Genomic DNA, 24,134 nt, shown 5'->3' on the forward strand with positions numbered 1-24,134 from the left:
CTGGAAAATTAATATGGGTCTAAATATCTAGGAACACAGTTCATTGGTAGGAACGAAATATCTCGGGACAGTACCTTATTTATAAACTAAACTGAAGAAAATAATGTATTGGCGTACATTTCCTGTACCGAAGCTACAAGAAAACAGAGTCTTTGGGGCTGGGCGTATTCGATACTCCCCAACAGTATGATGGACTTTCCAGCGAAATGTTGATCCAAATCTTGGTCTATCCTCTTATCCCTTCCATCCTGGTTCAATACCAACAACCATACAAACAGCCCCTTCTACGTATTCAAAATTCCTTAACATGGAAAACTCGATTCTTCCTTAGAAATTGTATAGATTTAAAGCATCGCACTTCACAATAAGTTTTCCGATTCCATTTTTGTTGAAATCAAAAATTAAAAATTTTTAAGATCCATTGGACATCAATCGGACCTTATTCGAGGCATATATTGAAAATTCCGAATATGCCTCGAATGAGAGTAAAAGGAATCCCGAAGGTTCTTGCCAAAAACTTTCATTATTTTTTTAACTTTCTTCCCCTCATCTAGTCTAGTACGTCCTATGTGTCGGATGGCATATGCCTAAAATCTTGGGAAGATATCAAACAAAAAAGGCTCGTTCATTGCTGAACGAGCCTTTTAAAAATATGGAGTTAAACTAAATTAGTGCGCACTTAGGCTTTTCTTTTTCTCCTCATCGAAACTAGCTTCCAATTCTGCTAATTTCTTTTTACCGTAAGCCATTCGTGTAATCACTACGAAAAGCACCGGTACGATAAAGATGGCAAGGAAAGTTGCTGCTGTCATACCCCCGAATACGGTCCAGCCGATAGTCTGTCTTGATACAGCACCTGCACCTGTAGACAACATCAATGGGATAATACCTAAGATAAATGCCAATGAGGTCATGATGATCGGACGCAGACGAAGTTTAACAGCGTCTAGCGTTGCTTCAACCAGGTTCATTCCGATATCCACCCGTTCCTTGGCAAATTCCACGATCAAGATCGCGTTCTTGGCCGCCAAACCGATAATGGTTACCAAACCAATCTGTGCATAGATGTTATTGTCCAAGTTAGGTAATAAGGTCAATGCTAAGATCGCTCCGAATATACCTAGAGGTACAGATAACAGGATGGAGAATGGTACCGACCAACTTTCATATAATGAAGCCAATAACAAGAACACGAACAAGATACAGAGTGCAAAGATCTGGATGGTTTTGCTACCCGACTGTTTCTCTTGCAGGGATAGTCCTGAGAATTCAAACGAATATCCATCGGAAAGGGTCTGAGCAGCTACTTCCTCCAATGCGCGGATGGCATCACCGGATGAGTAACCTGGACCAGCCTCTCCAGAAATCTGGATCGAACGGAAAATGTTAAAGTGGTTGACGATCGAAGGGTTTGTTGTCAGTTCATATCGCACTAAGTTTGAGATAGGCACTGGTTGACCCTGAACGTTTTTCACATATAATTTATTGATGTCTTCGATATGCATACGGTAGCTGGTATCTGCCTGTGTTACTACACGGAAGTTACGGCCGTATTTGGTAAAGTCATTCACATAGCTACTACCTAAGTAAGAAGATATAGTGCTATAGATATTGGAAACGGGAACACCCATACGTTTAGCCATTTCACGGTCTACCTGTAATTTGTAGTTCGGTGAATTACTGTTGAAAAGGGTATAGGCCATTCCAATTTCAGGGCGTTGGTTTGCAGCAGCCAAGAATCGGCCTACCATTGCTTCGAAATCTTTGATATCGACAGTCTGTCTATCCTGGATCTCCATGGTGAAACCACCCGCGGTACCCAAACCAGGGATTGGCGGCGGAGTTGCAGCAATTACAGTAGCCTTCGAATAGCCTCGATATTTACCCATGATGGCACCTGTGATATCAGATACGGTTTTCTGTCTTTCATCCCATGGTTTTAAGGATACGAAAAGGGATGCACCGTTTGGTTTTGCAGAACGGTTCAATAAGTTCATACCGTTGATGGAAGTCACATAGTTGATTTCTGGGAATTCCTTACGAAGATCGTTCGTCAATTCCGTCAAGACTTCTTCGGTTCGTGCACTGGATGCCCCTTCTGGTAAGCTGACTCCCATAAAGAAGATACCACCATCCTCATTAGGGATAAATCCGGCTTTCTTAGCGGTAAACATCCATCCGGTTCCTACGAAGATACAGACCAAGATAATCAATACCAGTGGAGCTGACTTAATCGCTTTTTTAACACCTTTGGAATAGCGGTAGGTCACCTTGTCGAACCAAACGTTGAATTTATAGAAGAATTTGTTCAAACCCTTGGAGTCCTTTGTTGTTGCCGAAGGTTTCAACATGATCGAACATAAGGCAGGCGTCAGGGAAAGTGCAATAAATGCCGAAAGCATTACGGATACAGCAATGGTAATCGCAAACTGTTGGTACAGTTTACCAACCATCCCTGGGATAAATCCTACCGGAACGAACACCGCTGCCAAGATCAGGGCAATGGCAATAACGGGCGCTGTAATATCCTTCATGGCACGCATGGTCGCTTCTTTCGCATCCATCTTATAATGGTCGATATAATGCTGGACGGCCTCCACCACAACGATGGCATCATCCACTACGATACCGATGGCGAGTACGAATGCCAACATCGTTAAGTTGTTGATCGAGAAGCCAAATAAGGTAAAGAAGATAAATGTACCCACAATGGATACTGGAATCGCCAATAATGGGATCAAGGTTGCTCTCCAACTTTGTAGGAAGAAGAATACCACTAAGGTTACCAAGATCATGGCTTCGATTAGGGTATGGATTACGGAACTGATGGAAGCGTTTACCACCGATACAGTTTCATAACCTACAACATAATCAACACCTGTAGGGAATGACTTCTTCAATTCCTCCAAGGTCTTATAGATACCATCGGCAGTTTCCACCGCATTACCACCAGGGGTTTGGGAAATCATCATACCCGATGCTGTATTTCCATTTACCTTGTTGGTAATACCGTAGTTAAATTGTCCTAGTTCTACTCTAGCTATATCTTTCAAAAGCACGATGGAACCATCTGCATTTGTTTTTACTACGATGTTTTCAAATTGGTCCACTTCCTCCAAATCGGAGTCCATTACGATTGGGTATTCAAATACCTGCATGTTTTCCTGAGGACGGGCACCTACCGAACCACCCGGCATACGGGAGTTCTGTTCTTGGATAGCTGTATTGACATCTGCTGGAGACATCCCGATGTTAGCAAGTTTATTGGCATCTAACCATACACGCATGGCGAATGGTTGACCGAAAGCTTGCACATCACCCACACCAGGGACACGCAATAAGGCGTCTTTCAGGTAAAGGTTGATGTAGTTGGATAGGAAGTTGATATCGCGGCTACCATCTGGGGATACCAAGGAAACCATCATCAAGATATCGGTATTAACCTTACGCGTGGTTACCCCTAAACGGCGTACAGCCTCTGGCAATACGGGTTCTGCGATACTCACACGGTTCTGTACGTCCAAGGTTGCAATATCGATATCGGTACCTACTTCAAAAGTTACCGTGATACGTGAACCACCATCGGAGGTTGAGTTGGAACTCATATAGATCATTCCGGGAGTACCGTTGATCTGACTCTCGATAGGTGTCGTTACTGTTTTTTCTACTGTTTGTGCATCCGCACCTGTATAGGTTGCTGAAACCGATACAGTAGGGGGCGCAATATTGGGATATTGACTGATAGGTAAGGTTGTGATCGCGATAACCCCAATGATCGAAATCAAAATGGATACCACCATCGCCGTTACCGGCCTTTTTATAAATACTTCTGAGATCATTCGTTAATTATATTTTGTGGAACAGCACTTATTTTTTCGGTTGAGCTTGAGGTTGTTGAGGAGCCATTGTGGCTTTGTCCACAACCTTTGCGCCTGGTTTCAATGAGGTTACCCCATCAACGACGATTTTCTCTCCAGGGTTGATACCTTTTGTAATCACGACACGGTCGCCTAATTTTTGTCCTAATGTTACTTGTTTCAAGTCCACAGTACTACTGTCGGTTACCGTATAAACAGAGAATGAACCTAACTGCTCAAAGATGGCACGGTAAGGAATTACCACAGCTTCTTCTTTTGAAGTACTTACCACATTCAAGTTCAAGTTCATACCTGCACGTAAAGTATTGTTGGGATTGTCGAAAGTAGCTCTAACCTTTAAAGTACCTGTTTGAGGATCCACTGCACGGTCAATTGTTGAGATTCTACCATGAGAACCATAAGTACTTGCATCTGGCAAAGTCAAGTTGATCTGGGTACTTGATTTACCTGATTGAAGGTTGCTGAACTCCATGATCTCTTTTTCATTGATCTGGAATTCTACAGCAATTGGGTTTGTTGAACTGATGGTGTTCAATAAGGTTGTTCCGGCTGATACTAAAGCGCCATTACGCACTTGGGAGATACCAATGGTTCCCGAGAAAGGTGCGACGATGCTAGAACGTTGCAAGTTAACTCTAGCAGTAGTTAAAGCAGCTTCGGCAGCTTGTACCTGTGCTTTTTGATTATTGACATCAGTGAATGCATAATCCAATGTTTGTTTAGCGATCGCATCTTTATCTGCTAGGGTCTGATAGCGTTGCAAGTCTTTTTCCACACGAGCTAGGTTAGCTCTAGCGATTTCAAGATTTGCTTTGGCTTGGTCGACTGCAGCTGCATAACGAACGCGGTCGATATCATATAGTTTCTGTCCTTTGCTGACATGGGCACCATCAGCAACGCTGATATTGGTGATATAGCCAGAGACTTCTGCTCTAATTTCAGTTTCTTGTAATGGAACAACGTTCGCTGGATAGCTATGCTGTCCTGAAACGATTTCATGTTGTACAACAGCCATGGTAACAGGCATGGCCTGCGCTTGCATCTGCCCAGGACCTTGTTGTTTTGATCCCTCTTTGTTGCCACAAGCTGTAAAGAACAGTCCAGAGCCTAAAAGTATTGTTGAAAATAAACGAGTTGTATTCATGTTTTCGTAGTTTCTTATGTGAATTGTATTGTGGATGTTGTTGTATTAATTAGCAAAATTGATTGTTCCCAATGCTTTTTGAATATCTAGTTTGCTTGACAGTACGGCATACAGCGAGTTCAAGTAATTCAATTGGCTTGTTTTCAAGTCTGTTTCCGCAGTCATCAGCTCTAGATAGGTCTTTACCCCTGCATCATATTGTAATTTGATCGTAGCGTATACTTCTTCTGAAAGCTCTACGTTTTCTTTTGCATTTCTCCATTCATTGATATTGGCACGGTAGTTAGCCATGGCAGCGGAATATTGAGCACCGATCTGGTTTTCTAGGTTTTCAATGTCCATATCAATTCTTGATTCCAACAACTCTGATTTTCGGATTTCTTGCACGCGTTTTCCTCCTTGGAAAATAGGGAAGGATAGGCTCAGGCCAAAGCTGGACTGTGGAAAGTTATCGCCATACAGGTCCGCGAATGAATTGTTCCTATAGTTAAGACCGTAGTTTGCAAAGGCTCCTAACTTAGGAAGGAATTGCCATTTTTGATACTGTGTGTTCAGTTTTTGGATGTCCTTCATGGTCTGCAATTGTCTCAATTCAACGCGGTTGTTATAATTCAGGACATCTGTGGTATCCATCAGAACATTGGATTCCATGTTTTGGTTCTCAAAAGAGAGCGTCAAACCGTTTGTTGGGTTCAAGCCCAACAAGGTCTTTAGATAATCATATTTATATTTTCTAAACTCCAATGCAGATTTTAATTCAGCTTTAGCGTTGTTCAAAGAAATCTGGGCTCTTTTATAGTCTGTTTTATCGACCAATCCAGTTTCATAACGTGCATTGGCCTCCGTGTACTGGCGGTTCAGGCGTGCGATGTTTTCCTGGATGATGTTGATCTGTTCTTCGCTTGTTAAGATATCGTAATAAGCTTTGCTGACATCGACTACGGTATTGATTTTAGTGTCTTCAACGCTAAGGTCATTTTGTTGTCTGATGAATTTGGCAGCCTTAGAAGCTTGGAACAAGCCTGGGTTAATTATTGCTTGATCTGCTTGAAAGGTCAATGCGGAGGTATTGCTCTGTCCCATTGCAATGTTCTGGCCGTTGATATTGGCGGTTGGCAATTGCGTAAAGTGGGTGAGGCTACCGTTGGCATTGATTTGCGGGAACCAACCCGAAAGGGCTGATGCGATTTCGCGTTCGCCGATTTCCTGGTCGATCTGTGCTTGTCTGATTTCGATTTTGTTTTCCAAAGCATATTGGATCAATTCGTCCAAGGTGGCATTACTGTTCAGGTTATTTGTCGTTTGGGCAAATACTGATCCTACAGAGATCGCAGTAAAGGAAAGATAAACTAATAAGTCCTTAATTCTAAAATTCATATATATTATTTTTTAACCCCGTTCCAAATGATGTCTACCATGGTTTCAATTTCTTGATCAGTAGGTTTTGATTTTTCGTATAAGCAGCCCCTAACCAGGGAGATAGCTACGCCCAAGTAGGCAGATATTAATAGTCGAACATTTAAATCTTTCAAATGTTTTAAGCGGACCCCTTCATCTAAAAAATGAAGCAAAACGTTTCTTTCGGACTTTTGTTGGAAGATGTTTTTACGGATACCTTCATAGAAAGGGGATCCATAGAATTGTTCCAAAAACCCGAAATGGTCTAGGTTGTCCAGATAGTACAACACGAGGTTTCTCCAGATTTGCTTGAATTTTTTTTCGTACGCCAAGGTAGGGTCTATGGCTGAAAAAACCTGATTGTTCAATTTTTCTTTACAATACCAGTATAATTCTAAGATTAAATCCTCTTTGGAAGGGAAATAATGATAGATCGAGCCTACTGCTACGTCTGCATCTTTAGCAATCTTGCTCATTGGAGATCCGTGAAACCCATGAGTATTAATTAGTTTTAGTGTGCTAAAGAAGATCTGCTCTTTCTTTTCTGTCAATTGAATGTTCATTCGGTTGCAAATGTAGGCTTTTTTTTGAGGCAATTGTGTCACGTATTCGTTATAAATGCGATTAAATCGGATGCTATGTTAAGAAATTGTTAAATATTCAATTTCCCCTTGACGTGTGTATTTTTTACACTTACCTTTGTAGTATCATAATTTAGGTTTATAATTGGTTATTAAAGGTTTTCATTCTCCCCGTTTGAAAACCTTTTTCTTTTTCCAGGGGTTTGTGTAAAGTGTTGAGGATGAATAGGTAGGGTTGGGTTTGAACCAGGATGGAAGGGATAAGAGGATAGACCAAGATCTGGGTTTGAACCAGGATGGAAAGGATGAGAGGATAGACCAAGATCTGGGATTAGAACTAGGATTAATTGGAATTTATTGGATAAGAGGATAGACCAACAGCATCTTTACAATATGGCGCTGGAATGTGCCCCCGACAGTAATGCCGACTTTCCAACAATTAGCTTGTTTTTTTTCTTAATGACTTATTTGCTTTCCTTCAGAAAGGTCTAGTGTCTTATGTCTATTGTCTAATGTCTCTCATTCACAATTGCGCAAAAACTCTTCGATTTCTTCTTTTTTGAAATGGGTTTTGCTATCGCCGAAATAGGTGGTGACATAGGTAAGGACATAGGCGATATCGACAGCGGAGAGTTCGGGTACTCCTGGCATCTGTTGATTGAATAGGGTGTTGTTGACTTTGATTTCGCCGGACATGCCGTTTTTGACGATGCATGCCAATTTGCTTCTGTTCTCGTTCAGGAACTGGGCGTCGGTAAGGGGAGGGTATAGTTTGCCCAGTCCTTCTCCATTGGCGCCATGGCAATTTTGGCAATGCTTGACATAAATTTTCTGTCCGTTGGTAGCATATTGCATCGTTTCCACACTTAGATCTGTATTGCAGGAAAACAGAAAATAAAGCATGGAAACGAGTGCAACAGAACCTATGAAGTATCGAGCTATCATTATTTGTATTCTGCTAATATGACATCAAGATCTTCCAATAGTTGTTTTACTTGTTCATCGTTAGTGCCATCATAAGCGCCACGGATTCTTTTCTCAGGATCAATGATCACTAGATACCCTTGATGGTCATAGCCTCCTGGAGCATTGGGATCTTCTTTGGTGAAGACCATGTATTTTTCGGATATGCCGTAAATATCAGCTTTGCTTCCGGTCACAAATTGCCATTGATCATTATCGACTCCCAGTTTGGTAGCATAATCCTTCAGAACAGATGGTTGGTCATATTTGAAGTCGATGCTGTGGGAAAGGAAAGCGATCTTGTCATTGCCTTTGTATTTTTCGTATGCCTTCAGCAAGTTACGTTGCATGGTAGGGCAAATACTTGGACAGTGGGTAAAGAAGAAATTGGCCACATAGATCTTGTCCTTGAAAAAATCTTGGGTCAAGTTTGTGCTATCCTGGTTTAGGAAAGAGAAATTAGGGATGGTATGATAAATGGTGTCAACGACCTTTTTGCCATCGACTTCTTTTTCAACTGGACTACGTTCACCATAGATAGGCAGTTTTCTTTCCGTGGGTCCACAGGAGAATAATACAACACTGGCCATACATGCGGCAAACGCTCCGCCTAAGTACTTTTTCATTTTGTTTTTATTAATTGAATGCTGCTAATGAAGTTTTGATTTGTTCTGAAACGCGATCGAATTGATTTTTCATTGCGCTGATTTTGTCAACCTCTTTTTGTTGATAGGCTTCATCTTCGTTCATTGCATCATAATCCTTCATCCAGGTCATCATATGGTCTGTTGCATTCTCGATGCTATCTTTCAGGTTTGTCAGGTCAACACGAGTTTTTGCGGTATCCAAGTCGGCCTTAGTTGCCTTGATCGTTGCTAGGTTGCTGATGATAGAGTCGATCTTAATGGTCGTTTTATCAAACTGTGATATTTGAGGCATGATTTCATCATGGATAGCAATTGCCTGTTCAGAAAGTTTTTGATCCTTGTTTTCAACCTGTTTGTTTTGACAAGAAGCAAATGCAATGGAAAATGCTGCACTTAATAAGATTAATTTTTTCATGATTAATTAAATTATAGTTCTATACTCGATTTCTCAATTTGAGTAGGAGCAGGATTTAAAGATTCGAAGTTAAAGTCCAGGTCACGGATATAGATTTCATTATGAGCGACGGCACATAAGGTTCCGTGTTTGTCAAAGACTTGGGTCTGAAAGGTTCTGACCACTTTTCCTTCCTTTTTAATGGTTTGCAGGGTTTCATCCAAGATTTGCTGATTAAGGCGGATGTTTACCTCCAAGTCAAACCTTCCGGGTTTGATATAGTCGATATGGGCTGTTTTTAACCAAGCCACAGTTCGCATTATTCCCTGATGTTTGAAATATTGGTCCAAAAGGATGGGGTAGAAAGGATCGATTGCGGAAAAGATAGTCCCTCCAAATATGGTTCTATTGGAATTGATGTTGAGAATGCTTCTGTTGATCTTGACATCTGCCCCTAAGAAATTGTCCAGAATCCTGCGCACCCAGATGCGTTGGAAAAAGAAAGGTGGGTACAATCTAAGTCCCCACTTTAAAGTATTTGGAGATACTTTCATGGCGATAAAAATACAGTTAATTTCTAACAAAAAACATCGTTCTATTGTAATAAAAGAAAGTCTGCCTTATATTCAATAAATATTCCTGGATTATGGACGCTCAAAAACCTAACAAGAACGTATGGATATTGATTTTTGTGGCCGCATTGGGCTACTTTGTTGATATCTACGACCTCATTATTTTCTCTATCGTCCGTATAAAGTCTTTCAGTGATATCGGGGTTCCAGCAGATCAGATGCGCAGCAAGGGTGAATTTGTTCTCAATATGCAGATGGGAGGTTTACTGATCGGGGGTGTGATATGGGGCGTGTTGGGTGATAAATATGGAAGGCTGAAGGTCCTGTTCGGTTCCATCCTGCTTTATTCCATAGCCAATATTGCCAACGGTTTTGTCCATGATGTCACGACCTATGGAATAATTAGGTTTGTTGCTGGTATTGGATTAGCGGGTGAATTAGGGGCCGGAATCACCTTGGTTTCTGAAAGCATGCACCGAAAGAAGCGCGGCTATGGTACCATGATCGTGGCTGGAGTAGGGGTCTTAGGGGCGATTTTGGCCTACTTTATCTCCGAATGGTTCAGTTGGAGGACCGCTTATTTTGTTGGTGGCGGCATGGGGATCCTATTGTTATTTATGCGGGTCGGGGTTTTGGAATCAGGCATGTTTTCCTCCTTGGAGAATAAGTCGGTACAGAAGGGCAAGATATCGATGCTGTTTAACAATGGGGATCGATTTAGAAGGTACCTGTACTGTTTGTGCATCGGATTGCCGATTTGGTTTGTCGTGGGAGTCCTGGTCACACAGGCACCTGAAATTGGGCAGGCCTTGAATGCGCAGACGACCCTGAGTGCGGGGAAAGGAGTGATGTTTACTTATCTGGGGATTTCTTTAGGTGATTTTCTTGCCGGCTGGTTAGCCCAGATCTTTAGATCAAGGCGTAAGGTGGTTTTTATCTATCAAATATTGATCCTCCTATTTTCTTGTATCTATTTGACCCGGCAAGGGATTTCAGAACAGGAGTTTATGTGGTTGGCATTCTTGATGGGGCTGGGTGTGGGTTATTGGGCAACCTTTATCACTATTGCAGCAGAGCAGTTCGGAACCAATATACGTTCGACGGTTACCACTACAGCGCCTAACTTTGTGCGAGGAGCATTGATTCCTTCGACATTGATGTATGGGGTATTGGTAAATTGGGTGGGTATTATCGCTGCGGCCATGATCATGATCGTCTTGCTGTCATTGATCGCTATTTTTGCCCTTACGCGCTTAAAGGAGAGCTTTGATAAAGATCTTGACTATGTGGAAGAATAGGGAGGAAGAATAGCTTTTTTTATTCAGATCTACCTGGGCATTTTTTGCATCTTTTGCCCTTTTTATATTTCTTACAACATTTTTTAAAAACCTGTTCTCCATTGGAGTTAAAAGGAGAGTGACCCTTCTGGTCTTCAAAAGGGTTGTTTTCTAAAATATGCAGCTTGATCATGGTCTCGTACATGATGCAAAGATAGCTAATTTAGATTAATTAAAAATAATTATCCAATTCTTTTTCTGAGTTCGATTGCAATATCGTTGGTGAAGGTTTGAATGACAAGTGGGTCATCCACATTGTTATGGATGATCAAGTCACATTCTTCACGGTGAGGGAGAAGATATTGGTTGTATGAAGGGACCACATGGTTGATCCATTTATACATAACATCGTCATGGTCGTAGCCACGTTCTACAAGGTCACGTCTCAATCGTCTTTCGAGTGCGATGGGTTCATCGGCATCCAAAAAGATCCTATAGTCCAGCAGTTCATTAATTTCCTCATAATGGAAAATAAACAGGCCTTCAACAACTAGGATAGGGGCAGGTTTGATTTCCAACATCTTGGGTTCTAGATCAGGATTGTTGAAGGTGTATTCTTTTTGGAATACCGTATTTCCTTCAAAGAGTTCCTTGATGTGCTGGTAGAACGACTCGCGGTTGATAGAAGTCGGCAAGTCAAAATTATAGAGCCTATTTTCTTCTTTTGTTTTGGTATTGGCAGGGATATAGTAATCATCTTGAGAGATCAAGGTGACTTCTTCTTGCGAAAAATGATTTAAAAAGCTTTTTAAAAAGAAAGTTTTTCCTGAACCGCTGCTTCCAGCGATTCCAATTACATAGGGTTTGTCCATTTTTTAACTTGCACTAATTTACTGGTGCGCCGTAGGCAATTTCAATAAGGAATCGTTTATCAAGTGCTCCAATATAAGATGCTGCGGATTTGGAAAGAATAACAATAGCATCTCTGCTTTCTGCAGTATCGGAGAATTTTCCTACAACTTTCGCAAAGGTAACACTTTTTGTCAATGGGTTTGTAATTTTTAGAATTGTACCTACTGGAGCTGTACGGTGCAAAGCCAGGTTACTGCGGCCACCGGACTCCAGGTTTTCCATCCAGATGCCTATACCTTTTTCTTTTTTCTCGCGGATGCCGTAGCGATTGGTTTCGAATTCGATCTCTTCCTTGGAAATGTTTTCAGGGATAGGGAGGTTGATGGCCGCTGGTGCGGTTTCTTTCTGGATTACGACCACATTGCCATCTGGAATCTTTAAGGTCTGACCTTCGCGAACGGTGTCCGAATCCAGGCTATTTAGCTTTTTTATGTTGTCTACTGTGGTTGAAAAACGCTTGGCGATGGAATATAGGGTTTCATTGGATCCAACCTTATATTCGGTTAAGATCTTAGCCTGAATGGTTTCTCCATTGGGATCTCCCAAAGGCTTTGAATCCCTATTGATGGGTTCGTTCTGAACAACCGCCGGTTTATTGTCCTGTTTTTTTTCTTCCTCCTTAAAAGGGATATAGACGGCATCACCCACGCGTAAATTCTTTTTATTGTTGGCATTCATGATATCCTTCACGGGAATGCCGTAAATCCTGCTCAGTTGGTAATAAGTATCCTTTGCAGTGACACTATGTTCTATAAAAGTTTTTCCGTTTACTACAGTTTTCTTTTGACTAGGATTGCTGGATTGGGCCTGTGCCAGAGAGATTCCAGCGAATAAAAAAGCAGCAGAAAATATAATAATAGTCTTTTTGTAAGACTTTTTGAATAATCGTTCTTTCATCATTGAATGCAATTATACTAAATATGAAACAATTTCTCTCTTGTTAAAGGACATAAAGAAGACTTGACTTCCTAATTGGAAATAGGGTTGGGGAATCATTTTCTCCATGTCATGAAGTATGACTTGTTGATCTAGTATCTGGTTTAAATTACTTGTTGCCAAACAAAGGTCGAAATGGTCATTTTTCTGCTTGTGGTAACACCAAAGGAAATGGTGTCCGCACTTGCTCAACCAAAGGGGACCGATGTTATGTTCATTTTTTAGAAATCGTGGGGTCTGTTGATACGTGACTGGGTACTGTACTTTGTTGCATGCCATATCAAACTGAATGTCGTTTGCGGAGCTGTATTCTCCATTCTTGATATTGATGGCAATGCTTTCTCCAGAGGAGATGCTACGGTGCCTGGCATGGATGTAATCTTTGAAAACATCGAGTAAGACAAACTCATAACTGCTGAAGATAATTTCATTGTTATGGATCTGGATGATCTGTATCCCTTCTTGCACCGGTGTCTGTTCACCGATCCGCTTAAGGATCAAATAGCCATTTTGGATGGAATCCAGTGTCCATTCCTTTCCATCCGCTTGGCATGGTGACATGAGGCAATTTCCTTCGAAATCGAACACAAAGAAAGAAGCCAGAGTAGTCTCCACATCCCTAGTTTCTATAGCTACATAGGGCTTTACGGAGTCAATCTCTATTTTCCAGATATTCGTAGGGAATGCTTTCTCGAAAATTTTATTTATCGTATATTTAGTCATCCGATGACAAGCAAATTCGGTAAAAAACACTATTATGAACAAATTTACAAAATACATTTTAGGTATTCTCGTCATTTGCTTTGTGAGTTTCTTTCAATCTAATGCACAGACGGTTTATTCTGTGCCAATCAAGGAAGATATTGGTCCCAATGCATGGCGTACCGTGAAAAATGCGATAAAGCAAGCCAAATTGAACAAATCAGCGTATTTATTGATCGATCTTAATACGTTTGGTGGTGCTTTGAATTTTGCCGATTCTATTCGTTCTAGCCTATTAAACGAAAATCTGTTCAAAACTATTGTATATGTTAACAATAATGCTGCTTCTGCAGGAGCATTGATCTCATTAGCAGCGGATTATATTTACATGCACTCGGGTGCAAGCCTAGGCGCCGCATCGGTGGTGAATCAACAGGGCGAAGTCCTTCCGGAAAAATACCAATCCTATATGCGTGGCCTGATGCGGGCAACCGCTGAAGCCAAAGGGAGGGATCCGAAGGTTGCCGAGGCATTTGTAGACCCCGCTATTTCGGTTCCTGAGCTTAAAGAAGATGGTACATTATTGACCCTGACAGCCTCTGAAGCTGTCAAGATTGGACTGGCCAAGAAAGAAGTGAAAAGCCAGGTGGATATCTTTTCGGATCTCAATATAGAGAAGCCAGAGGTCACTGAACATAAGCTTACCTGGGTCGACTCTTTGATTGCCCTTTTGATCAATCCCTTGGTTAGTGGTTTGCTGATCATGGGAATTATTGGAGGGATCTATTTTGAGTTACAGGCTCCAGGAATTGGATTTGCCTTAGTGGTTGCCCTGGTCTGTGCTGCTTTGTTCTTTGCTCCGTTGTACCTTCAGGGCCTAGCGGATAACTGGGAGATTGCCATCTTTGTCTTAGGTGTCATACTCCTCGTGCTGGAAATATTTGTAATTCCAGGCTTTGGGGTCGCTGGTATTGCGGGAATTATATTAGTTTTATGCGGATTGGCTTTCTCAATGGTAGCTAATGATTATTTTGATTTTAAACTTACCCAACCAGGATTATTGATGAATTCCTTTATAATAGTAATAGGCGCCATGATCTTGACCATTGTCTTGATGGTTATTTTTGGCAAAAATGTATTGCAATCTCCAACTTTCAAACGACTGGTCTTGCAAGATGAACAAAAAGCGGATGAAGGTTATACCTCTTCAGTTGCTAAACCTAATCTGATCAATAAGGTTGGGGTGACCAAAACGGTCCTGCGCCCAAGTGGAAAAATAGAAATCGACAATGTATGGTACGATGCGGTTTCCTTAGATAGCTTTATAGATGTTGGGGAAGAGATCTATGTTGAAAAACACGAGAACTACAACCTCTTTGTAAGGAAGTTGTCAGAGCGTAAAGCGTAGGAGAGTATTGAGATATGAGATAGAAAGGCTCTAAGAGAGATATGATTATTGAGTATTGAGATTTGAGATATGTCCTGTTGAAGGTAAATGGTCTAAATACTAAATACTTTCTACTAAATACTTTAAAAAATAAAAGCCCGGAATTATATTCCGGGCTTTTATTTTTTAAAACTTAGCGCCTAAAGTCAGGACTACGTTTGTTCGTGTATTTTTCACTTCTGCTGTTGGAATTGGACTGTTCCAAGAGGAGAATGTATAAGGGCTGTGGTTGTAGTTGAATTGCTTGTATTGCATTGCCGCTAAATCCACATATAAGGATTTGGTAAGGACATAGCCTAAACCTAAGCTTGCAATATAGTCGCTTTGGGTGTCACCTTTGTAAGGGGATCCAATCAGGTTGAAACCAGCGCGGGCAGCTAATTGATCTGTAATCAAGATTTCACCACCTACCTTGAAATTAAAGGTACCTTTGAAGGTATCATTGATATTGTTGTTTACTTCACTTTCAAATGTATAGTCAGGGTCGGTTACAATTTCGCGGTATTTAATGGACGAATAGTTTAGGTATTCCACTTCGGCAGAAAGCAGGCCCCTTCCAAAGAACTTGGTAAGACCAACTGCAGTCTTCCAAGGAGAAACTACGGCATAATCATAGGATTGACCATAGTTCTTGGAACCGTAGCCAGGGTGTAAGGAAGTGGTTGTATTTTCGTCCTTATAATAATCCACTATAGTTTCAATATTGCTATCTTCTTGGATTTCCGTCCAGGTAGGAGTGGAAATGTTGATGCCGATATTCCAATCCCAAGTAGGTTTGAAAATAGCCCCTAATCCGAAATTAACGCCTGAACCTTTTAAGGTCAGGTCATTGAAATCCGTTAAGTCATAGCTGATGTCGGTATATTTATTGGCAGGATCATTCGGGTTCGCAAAATCTGTATCTGGATTATCTGCCTTGATCTCTGCAGCAGTCTTGGTCCATCCTTTTTCTAACAAAGTAGCTTTGGAATCATATTTATAGGATATGAATCCAAACCTTGCACCGATATATATTTTATTGCCATAGTTGGCACCAAAGGAAACGTTGGTATTATATTTATAACCTGTTGTCACTAAATCCATCTGTTGGTTTTTAGGGTCAGCTTCCAAAACAGTAGGGAAGTACCTTCCATTAGCGCCAGGACCTTGTTCCACTAGGTATGAATTCCAGAAATCCTTAGCGAATACATCATCATCCTCCATAATATCCGTGTAGGAATGAACCAAAGAGTTTTGGTTGTTAGTCCCTGCATATTTCAGGTGATCGCTGAAATTATTCTGTTTGTCTATGCTTAGACCGACATTAAAATTTTGCCAGCCATAATCAGGATCATTATGCGTAGGGTAGTGGATGACAATACCTAAATTTTCCAGTCCGAACTTACCTTGACCTTGAGTTGTAGATTGGCCGAAAAAGTTTGATTTATTATTGTTGTTCAAATAGTTTACGGAAAGGGAGACATCGGACTGTCCGAAGAAACCAAGACCGGCAGGGTTTCCAGATACAGAACTGATATCGCCACCTAAGGCCGTATTAACCCCTCCCATAGCCTTAAAACGAGCAGTTCCATTTGTAATGTCTCTAGAGATCAACAAGGAATTGTCTACTAATGATTGGGCTTGTACGTTTGAATAGTTGTATGCGAGGGCAAGACAGGTAAGGGAGAGTAAGATTTTTTTCATTGTGTAATTTTGATCTTTTGTTTTTTTCTTAGGTCACTCAGGAACGGCGGCCAAAGATTGATAGAGGTTATATTAAAAACATGTATCCGAAAAAAAGTATAGCCAATATAAATTTATATTGGCTATACCATATATCTGTAGTAATTAGCGTCTGCTTCCGCTTCTTCCTGAAGAAGAAGAGCCACCGCCACCACCAGAGCTTCTGCTGCTACCACCAGAGCTTCCTCTGCTGAATCCGCCAGAGCTACCTGAGCTACCGCGGTCAAAGCTTCCGCTTGAACGAGGAGTTGATGATCTGGTGCTTGGAGCTGAAGATCTAGAAGGTGTTCTGTTGATCGTACCTTGAGACCTACTAGAACCTGATCTTGAAGAAGGAGTTCTATTGATCGTACCTTGGGATCTACTTGAACCTGATCTTGAAGAAGGAGTTCTATTGATCGTACCTTGAGATCTGCTAGAACCTGACCTTGAAGAAGGAGTTCTATTGATCGTACCTTCTGATCTGCTAGAGCCTGATCTTGAAGATGGAGTTCTACCTACAGTACCGCTTGATCTTGTGCCACTACGTCCTGAAGATACACCTGATCTGCTATTCACAAATCTTCCGCTTGCATCTCTAGTTACTCGGCCACTGTTTGATCGAGGGGCATATCCACTTGAATAACTTCTACCAGATGCTACGCGTCTGTTTCCGTAGTAGTTTCCGCCATAGTATGCATTACCGTAGTAACCACCGCCGTAGTAAGGGTGTCCCCAGTAATTATAGTAGGAGTTAGGGCCCCAATAGTTACCCCATCCGTAGCCATAATAAGGTCTTCCCCATCCGTAGCCGTAGTAAGGACTTCCCCAACCCCAGCCCATGCCAAGATATGGAGATCCCCAACCAAAGCCTAAGGACCAGCCAAATCCAGAGTTCCAGCCAAGGCCGAAACCAGAATAGCCATACCATGGGTCAAACCAAGGGTCGTAGTACATCATTCCTGGAGAATTGTAATAGAATCGGTTGATGCGGTTTGCATATTCTAATTCCTCAACACCGCCTTCTACATAATCCTCATCGGAGTATTCATCTGCATAATAATCTGATTGAGCAATGGATTCTTCGTCCGTGCCATCAGTATAGTAGTAATCTGGGCTTTGATAAACCGTACCATTGTCCCTGTTATTATAGACATCGTCACGGTATACTGTCCGGCTTGTTGTCGAACAGGAGCTAATCAGAGCTGCGAAAGCTAAGGCTAACCCTCCCAAAAATATCTTGTTGTTTTTCATGATTCTAAAACAGTTAAAATTCGATATTACAGTCATTAATTATTATCTTAGACCCGATTTTATCGTCAGGGTTTAATCTACCAATCAAAATTACAAATTATTTTTTTGCTTTGGTTATTTATGTGTTAAAGTACACGCAAACCCATGTTTTTAGGTTAAAATACTATTTAAATTTTCGAATGAGTAAAGGGATAACAAGCCGTAGCGAAGATTATTCGCAATGGTACAACGATCTGGTAATAAAAGCCGATCTAGCAGAATACTCTGCAGTAAGAGGTTGTATGGTGATCAAACCATACGGGTATGCAATCTGGGAGAGAATGCAAGCCGTTCTTGACAAAAGATTTAAAGAAACGGGCCACTCCAATGCCTATTTCCCCTTATTTATCCCCAAATCTTTCTTTTCTAAGGAAGCCTCCCATGTTGAAGGCTTTGCCACTGAATGTGCCGTTGTTACTCACTATAGGTTGAAGAATGATGGTAATGGCAACATTATCGTTGATGAAGATGCTAAACTGGAAGAGGAATTGATCGTTCGTCCAACATCAGAAACCATTATCTGGAATACATACCGCGGATGGATCGAGTCATATCGTGATCTTCCAATCTTGGTAAATCAGTGGGCAAACGTCGTTCGTTGGGAAATGCGTACGCGTTTATTCCTTCGTACAGCAGAATTCCTATGGCAAGAAGGCCATACTGCACACGCGACCAGCGAAGAAGCTATTGCTGAGGCAGAGCAAATGTTGGAAGTTTATGCTGAATTTGCGGAAGGAACCTTAGCGGTTCCAGTGGTTCGTGGAAGGAAAACTGAAAACGAGCGTTTTGCCGGAGCGATCGATACGTTATGTATCGAAGCCTTGATGCAGGATGGTAAAGCTTTGCAAGCAGGGACATCACACTTTTTGGGTCAAAATTTTGCAAAAGCTTTTGATGTGAAGTTTACTTCCAAAGAAGGAAAATTAGATTATGTTTGGGCTACATCTTGGGGAGTATCCACTCGTTTGATGGGTGCTTTGATTATGGCGCATTCTGATGATCAAGGGTTGGTATTGCCTCCGAAATTGGCGCCAACTCAGGTAGTCATCGTCCCAATTTATAAGACCGATGAAGAAAAAGCAAACCTTGATGCTTATGTGGATCAATTGAGTGCCGCTTTGAAGCAATTGGATATCCGTGTGAAATATGATGATCGCGATACACAAAGACCAGGATTCAAATTTGCAGAATGGGAATTGAAAGGCGTGCCTTTGCGCGTAGCTCTAGGTTCTCGTGATATGCAGAATGGTACCGTGGAGCTTGCTCGCCGTGATACACAAACGAAAGAAACTGTTCAGCAAGCTGGATTGCCAGACCGTATTGCGGCCTTGTTGGGAGAAATCCAGGATAACATCTATAATAAGGCATTGACTTTCCGTGATGAACATATCACTGAAGTAAATTCTTATGAGGAATTCAAACAAGTATTGGAAGAAAAAGGTGGATTTATTTCTGCACACTGGGATGGAACGGTAGAGACCGAAAAACGTGTGAAGGAAGAGACCAAAGCAACGATCCGTTGTATTCCTTTGGATGCTAAAGAAGAGGAAGGCGTTTGTATCTTTACAGGTAAACCTTCGAAACAACGTGTTTTATTTGCGAAAGCATATTAATATAATGAAATGAAGAACCTTTTGATATTGGGTTGTGGATGGGTAGGTGAAGAACTTGCTCGTCAGCTCAAAAAGAAAGGTTGGAATCTGTGGGTAACGACCCGTACAGAGGAAAAATACCATCGCTTGCAAGGCGATGGTATTTTTGCGTTTATCCACGACTTTGACAGGGATCTCAACCTGGATCTTCCAGTTGATGTCAGTTTTGATGCGATCGTCAACTCGATTCCAGCCACGCAGAGAAATACGGAGGCAGAAATAGAGCATCGCTTTTCGCATGTTTTCAATATTCTATGTTCCTTAAATTATAAAAAGCATATCTTTTTGAGTTCCGTTGGAGTTTATCCCGATCAGGATGGCAACTTTGATGAAAGCTTTGTGGAAGAAGAATTGATGTCCCCAAAGCTTCGAATGGCTGAAAAGAAAATGATGAGCCTCCCTTATTCATCTACTTTTAGGCTAGGAGGCTTATTTGGGAATGAAAGAATACTGGCTAAATACTTTCAGGATAAGGTGGTGCATATTGGGGGTCAACCTTCAAATTTTATCCATTTGGATGATGTTGTTGGAATCATCGAGCGGAGTCTCGAAATCAATCTGCCAACCGGTTATTATAATCTGGTGGCTCCGGAGCATCCCTTGAAAAAGGAGGTGATCCTGAAAAGCGCCCAGAAATATATGTACAGTTATCCAAGTGCTTTTGAACCGAAGGACAGTTTCCAGAAAGTGGTAAATTCGGATAAGATCATCAATTTGTTGAATTACGAGTTTAAATACCCTTCTCCATTAGATTTTTAATAACTTAGTCCGACTAATACAAAATAATATGAATTACAAATTTGCAACCAAGGCAATTCATGCCGGACAGGAGGCAGATCCTACAACTGGCGCAGTGATGACGCCGATATACCAAACCTCAACTTACCAACAGAAAGCACCGGGTGACCATAAAGGTTATGAATACTCACGTGGTACCAATCCTACCCGTAAGGCACTCGAAGATTGTATCGCAGCGTTGGAAAATGGAAAGTTTGGTTTAGCATTCTCTTCAGGAATGGCCGCAACAGATTGTGTATTGCGCTTATTGCAACCTGGAGATGAGGTGGTAACCGGTGATGATCTATACGGTGGTTCTTACCGTATTTTCACAAAAGTTTATGAGCCCCTTGGAATTACCTTTAAGTTTGTCAATACTTCCGATGTAAAAGCAGTGGAAGATGCTATTTCAGACAAGACAAAATTGATCTGGGTGGAAACTCCAACCAACCCAACCTTGAAATTAGCAGACATCGAAGCTATAGGGAAGATCGCAAAAGCAAAGAAAATCCTTTACGCGGTAGACAATACTTTTGCCTCTCCTTATCTTCAAAACCCATTGGACCTTGGTGCTGACATCGTGATGCACTCAGTAACTAAATATCTTGGTGGTCACTCTGATGTGGTCATGGGAGCTTTGGTGATGAATGATGAAGAGTTGTACAAGAAATTATGGTTTTTCTATAATGCTTGCGGAGGTACTCCAGGACCACAGGATGCATTCTTAGTGCTTCGTGGTATCAAAACTTTGCACCTTCGTATGAAGGCTCATTGTGAGAACGGAAGAAAGGTAGCAGAATATCTAAAGAACCATCCTAAGGTAGAAAAAATCTATTGGCCAGGATTTGAAGACCATCCAGGACATGATGTTGCCAAGAAACAAATGAAGGATTTCGGAGGCATGGTATCTATCGTAATCAAAGGAGCTGATTTGGCGGAAACATTCCGCGTCGCTTCTGGATTCAAGGTATTCACTTTAGCTGAATCATTAGGTGGTGTGGAATCATTGATCAACCACCCTGCAACCATGACCCATGGCTCGATCCCTAAAGAAACTAGAGAAAAAGTAGGTGTAGTGGATAACCTTTTGCGCCTTTCGGTAGGGGTGGAAGATGCTGAAGACCTGATCGCTGATCTGGAACAAGCCTTATCGCGTTAATTTATTGTAATTATTATTTTATTTGCACACAGACTTTTGTACATTTGTGCAGCTTTAATAGGAGATTATCAATTATGGAAAATACAACTGTAGAAAGACCAGCAAAACATACGGACAATAATGCAAACCGTACTGAATATTATGTATCATTAACTATTGCCATCGTTATCGGCTTAGTAGGCGTGTTTATTCGTTTTGTACCGGATGTAATCCCTGCGTTGGATCAATTAGGATCTGTATTCTCATGGATCGCTAACATTGCACTTATCGTTGCTTCTTTCTTAGCATTCAAAGTTGTTTTTGCAATCTTAGGATTCAGCAAAAAGTAATTGCAAGATATACAATACAAAAAGAGAGGGCTAAACATCTGTTTAGCCCTCTCTTTTTGTAGGATTATTAGGGAGTATTTAGTAGTAAGTATTTAGTATTTAGACCTATGGGTATCAGTAGGTAAAGTTAAAGGGGCAATTTTCATTGCCCCTTTATTAATTCTTTTAGAGTCTAAATACTAAATACTAGATACTTTATACTTAAAAATACTAGTTAAAAATCGACCAAGTAGACCAAGGGATTCTTGAAAGGATCAATACCAATCCTAAGATATAGTAAATAAGCACTGTTTTGTTAGCGGCTTTTTGATCTGCTAATTTCTTAGCTTTAGAGTATCCCATTGTAATCAATACTAGACCTAAGATCATCATAATTGGATGTTCCAAGAAGTACAATCTAGCTCCGCTATTTTTCATGTTTTCTCCTGAAAAGCTGCTTAATCCCAGTGGGGATGTAAAGTATAATACCAAACCAATTACCAATTGAAGGTGTCCACTGATTAATCCGATTAAAGCGATCTTACGGTTGTAAGGCTTGTTTCCAGAGTAATTTACCAATGTAATGATGATTGCAATGACCAACGCTATTAACAATACAATAGCTAGGGTTGAGTGTAGATGTTTCATTCCTGTAAGCATAGTTTCAATTATATAATATTCACAAATATACTATTTTGAAAGGCGTTTGTCGCCTAATTCTTTAAACTCTGATTTTGCTTTAAAGTTAGGGAAAATTGTATCCATACTTAAAGTGTAGCCAATATCAAAAAATAATCGGATGTCGGCAATGATTCCATCGAAGTTCCAGTTGTCATTTAGTTCATCAGTCACGGCATGATAGCGGCCTGCTAATGCCTTCTGACGGTTCTTGATAACGGTTGTGTCGGATTCTAAGTAATCCCCACCACTGCCCATGTATAGACCTGGTACACCTACTTTCACAAAGTTGAAATGGTCAGAACGGTAGAATCCACCACCTGTAGCACTTCCTTCTGGTACCATCTTACGGTTAAATTTAGCTGCCGATAGGATGGCATAGTCTTCCAATTCCGTCTGTCCTGTTCCAGTTACACGGAAACCGTTCATGGCACCTACAGGATTGAAGGAGTCCATATTTATATTGGCAACCGTTTTGTTCAATGGGAATACAGGGTTTTCAGCATAATATTGAGAACCTAATAAACCTTGTTCCTCTGCAGTAACCGCTAAGAACACAACTGAACGCTCTGGCTGAACCTTTGCCGCTTTAAAGGCTTTTGCCAATTCAAATAAGGCAGCCACACCTGTAGCATTGTCCATCGCTCCATTGAAAATAGAGTCGCCATTGCTAGCTTCACCAATTCCTAAGTGATCCCAGTGAGCGGTATAGATAATGGTTTCATCAGGCCTTTTAGAACCTTTGATCATCCCTAATACGTTATTGGATTTAGACTCCCTGAAGCTGTTTGCCAATTTAACATTCGTCGTCACATTCAATGGAACGGCCTTAAATCCAGGTTTTTTAGCTTGTTCCATCAGATCTGCATTCAATCCACCCAATTGGAATAGTTTTTTTGCAGTTTCATTGCTTACCCAACCTTGGAATTTGCTCAAGTTGGCACCTTTGTTTTCAGGAACCAATGATAATCTAGGGCCTGTCCAACCACTTCTTACCACATTCCAGCCATAACTCGCAGCTTCAGTTTCATGAACTAACAAGATACCAGCCGCACCTTGACGAGATGCTTCCTCGAATTTGTAGATCCAACGACCGTAATAGGTCATGGTATCAGCTTTGAATAATGTTTTGTCATAGCGACCTGGGTCAGAGACCATCACCACAACGGTTTTGCCTTTTACATCAAGACCTTCATAGTCATTCCATTTATATTCAGGTGCTACGATCCCAAATCCAGCAAATACCAGTTCGGTGTTTTCAACATCGATGGTTTCCGCCATTTGGGGAGTACCGATTACATAGTCATCTAGGTATTGAGCTGTAAGATCGCCGTTTTTACCTTTAAAGGTCAGAGTTGGATTAACAGGTTTAGAGCTGATTTCCACCATCGGCACCTCTTGGAAAAAAGAGTCGCCGTTTCCTGGTTCTAGGCCAAGGGTTTTATATTGTTCTTGAATGTAATTTACAGTGATGGTATCGCCCTTGCTAAAAGGCAGACGACCCATGAATTCATCCGAAGATAGTTTAGCAACATAAGCTTTGTAGCTATCTTCGGTGATCGCAGCAATCGCTGTCGAGTCTAAACTGTTTTTGTCATAGGAAGAACTGTCGCTCCCCGATTTACAAGATGCAAGTCCGAGTAATAAGGCTGCACTAATAAATAGTTTGTTGTTCATCATGATTGTTGATTATCAATTTTAGATTATTTGGTTAT

Annotated in this window: 21 protein-coding genes; 6 read left to right on the plus strand and 15 right to left on the minus strand. The window is 41.2% G+C overall.

Annotated elements, in window-relative coordinates; all coding sequences use genetic code 11:
• Positions 1 to 668: 668 nt before the first annotated feature.
• From NMK93_RS04635 to NMK93_RS04670, 8 genes are all read right to left on the minus strand, one after another.
• Positions 669 to 3,839, minus strand: a complete 3,171-nt coding sequence (locus tag NMK93_RS04635; RefSeq protein WP_254529871.1) for an efflux RND transporter permease subunit — start codon at positions 3,837 to 3,839, stop codon at positions 669 to 671.
• 28 nt (positions 3,840 to 3,867) lie between these two features.
• Entirely contained in the window at positions 3,868 to 5,022 is a 1,155-nt protein-coding gene (locus NMK93_RS04640; protein WP_185210418.1) for an efflux RND transporter periplasmic adaptor subunit, read from the minus strand.
• Positions 5,023 to 5,067: 45 nt separating this feature from the next.
• Positions 5,068 to 6,399, minus strand: coding sequence for a TolC family protein (locus NMK93_RS04645; protein WP_254529873.1), 1,332 nt, complete (start codon positions 6,397 to 6,399; stop codon positions 5,068 to 5,070).
• Between the two features lie 5 nt (positions 6,400 to 6,404).
• Positions 6,405 to 6,983 carry a TetR/AcrR family transcriptional regulator gene (locus tag NMK93_RS04650; protein WP_185210416.1) on the minus strand — a complete coding sequence of 193 codons (579 nt, stop codon included), beginning with the start codon at positions 6,981 to 6,983 and terminating at the stop codon, positions 6,405 to 6,407.
• A gap of 537 nt (positions 6,984 to 7,520) precedes the next feature.
• Positions 7,521 to 7,946: a cytochrome c gene (locus tag NMK93_RS04655; RefSeq protein ID WP_254529875.1), complete on the minus strand. Its 426-nt coding sequence runs from the start codon at positions 7,944 to 7,946 to the stop codon at positions 7,521 to 7,523.
• The gene (locus tag NMK93_RS04660) at positions 7,946 to 8,590 is read right to left on the minus strand and encodes an SCO family protein (protein WP_254529877.1); all 645 of its coding nucleotides are present in this window, start codon (positions 8,588 to 8,590) and stop codon (positions 7,946 to 7,948) included. Before NMK93_RS04660 ends, NMK93_RS04655 begins: the two co-directional genes overlap by 1 nt.
• A gap of 10 nt (positions 8,591 to 8,600) precedes the next feature.
• Positions 8,601 to 9,026 carry a transposase gene (locus tag NMK93_RS04665; RefSeq protein ID WP_185218178.1) on the minus strand — a complete coding sequence of 142 codons (426 nt, stop codon included), beginning with the start codon at positions 9,024 to 9,026 and terminating at the stop codon, positions 8,601 to 8,603.
• Between the two features lie 11 nt (positions 9,027 to 9,037).
• Complete coding sequence (locus NMK93_RS04670) at positions 9,038 to 9,559, minus strand: DUF4442 domain-containing protein (RefSeq protein WP_254529879.1); 522 nt, start codon at positions 9,557 to 9,559, stop codon at positions 9,038 to 9,040.
• Positions 9,560 to 9,651: 92 nt separating this feature from the next.
• On the opposite strand from NMK93_RS04670, the gene NMK93_RS04675 reads away from it, so the two are divergent.
• Positions 9,652 to 10,875, plus strand: a complete 1,224-nt coding sequence (locus tag NMK93_RS04675; protein ID WP_254529881.1) for an MFS transporter — start codon at positions 9,652 to 9,654, stop codon at positions 10,873 to 10,875.
• Positions 10,876 to 11,096: 221 nt separating this feature from the next.
• Here NMK93_RS04675 and NMK93_RS04680 read toward each other — a convergent pair whose 3' ends face one another.
• From NMK93_RS04680 to NMK93_RS04690, 3 genes are read right to left on the minus strand one after another with little or no spacing between them, the layout of a single operon-like run.
• Positions 11,097 to 11,726, minus strand: coding sequence for a uridine kinase (locus NMK93_RS04680; protein ID WP_185210410.1), 630 nt, complete (start codon positions 11,724 to 11,726; stop codon positions 11,097 to 11,099).
• A 13-nt stretch (positions 11,727 to 11,739) separates the two neighbouring features.
• A complete protein-coding gene (locus NMK93_RS04685) occupies positions 11,740 to 12,666 on the minus strand; it encodes a LysM peptidoglycan-binding domain-containing protein (protein ID WP_237219544.1) in 927 nt (308 codons plus the stop codon).
• A gap of 9 nt (positions 12,667 to 12,675) precedes the next feature.
• A complete protein-coding gene (locus NMK93_RS04690) occupies positions 12,676 to 13,425 on the minus strand; it encodes a hypothetical protein (RefSeq protein ID WP_185210409.1) in 750 nt (249 codons plus the stop codon).
• Between the two features lie 34 nt (positions 13,426 to 13,459).
• Here NMK93_RS04690 and NMK93_RS04695 point away from each other — a divergent pair, with 34 nt between their 5' ends.
• Positions 13,460 to 14,812: a nodulation protein NfeD gene (locus tag NMK93_RS04695; protein WP_254529883.1), complete on the plus strand. Its 1,353-nt coding sequence runs from the start codon at positions 13,460 to 13,462 to the stop codon at positions 14,810 to 14,812.
• 165 nt (positions 14,813 to 14,977) lie between these two features.
• On the opposite strand, the gene NMK93_RS04700 is transcribed toward NMK93_RS04695, so the two are convergent.
• Together NMK93_RS04700 and NMK93_RS04705 are read right to left on the minus strand one after the other, a co-directional pair.
• Positions 14,978 to 16,534 carry a hypothetical protein gene (locus NMK93_RS04700; protein ID WP_254529885.1) on the minus strand — a complete coding sequence of 519 codons (1,557 nt, stop codon included), beginning with the start codon at positions 16,532 to 16,534 and terminating at the stop codon, positions 14,978 to 14,980.
• 144 nt (positions 16,535 to 16,678) lie between these two features.
• Complete coding sequence (locus tag NMK93_RS04705) at positions 16,679 to 17,806, minus strand: hypothetical protein (RefSeq protein ID WP_254529887.1); 1,128 nt, start codon at positions 17,804 to 17,806, stop codon at positions 16,679 to 16,681.
• Between the two features lie 179 nt (positions 17,807 to 17,985).
• Here NMK93_RS04705 and proS point away from each other — a divergent pair, with 179 nt between their 5' ends.
• The 4 genes from proS to NMK93_RS04725 all read left to right on the plus strand — a co-directional run bounded on the left by proS (position 17,986) and on the right by NMK93_RS04725 (position 21,762).
• The gene (gene proS / locus NMK93_RS04710; protein WP_185210405.1) at positions 17,986 to 19,458 is read left to right on the plus strand and encodes a proline--tRNA ligase; all 1,473 of its coding nucleotides are present in this window, start codon (positions 17,986 to 17,988) and stop codon (positions 19,456 to 19,458) included.
• A gap of 9 nt (positions 19,459 to 19,467) precedes the next feature.
• Positions 19,468 to 20,256 (plus strand): NAD-dependent epimerase/dehydratase family protein, encoded by a 789-nt coding sequence (locus NMK93_RS04715; protein WP_254529889.1) that lies wholly within the window; start codon positions 19,468 to 19,470, stop codon positions 20,254 to 20,256.
• Positions 20,257 to 20,284: 28 nt separating this feature from the next.
• Positions 20,285 to 21,433, plus strand: a complete 1,149-nt coding sequence (locus NMK93_RS04720; protein ID WP_185210403.1) for a cystathionine gamma-synthase — start codon at positions 20,285 to 20,287, stop codon at positions 21,431 to 21,433.
• Positions 21,434 to 21,507: 74 nt separating this feature from the next.
• On the plus strand, positions 21,508 to 21,762 hold the full coding sequence (locus NMK93_RS04725; RefSeq protein WP_093099024.1) for a hypothetical protein: 255 nt from the start codon (positions 21,508 to 21,510) through the stop codon (positions 21,760 to 21,762).
• 210 nt (positions 21,763 to 21,972) lie between these two features.
• Here the strand turns inward: NMK93_RS04725 and NMK93_RS04730 are convergent, their stop codons facing one another.
• The gene (locus tag NMK93_RS04730) at positions 21,973 to 22,389 is read right to left on the minus strand and encodes a hypothetical protein (RefSeq protein WP_214648495.1); all 417 of its coding nucleotides are present in this window, start codon (positions 22,387 to 22,389) and stop codon (positions 21,973 to 21,975) included.
• A gap of 42 nt (positions 22,390 to 22,431) precedes the next feature.
• Positions 22,432 to 24,099, minus strand: coding sequence for a M28 family metallopeptidase (locus tag NMK93_RS04735; protein ID WP_254529891.1), 1,668 nt, complete (start codon positions 24,097 to 24,099; stop codon positions 22,432 to 22,434).
• Positions 24,100 to 24,134: the final 35 nt, after the last annotated feature.

The organism is Sphingobacterium sp. LZ7M1 (assembly GCF_024296865.1).
Taxonomy (GTDB): Bacteria; Bacteroidota; Bacteroidia; order Sphingobacteriales; family Sphingobacteriaceae; genus Sphingobacterium.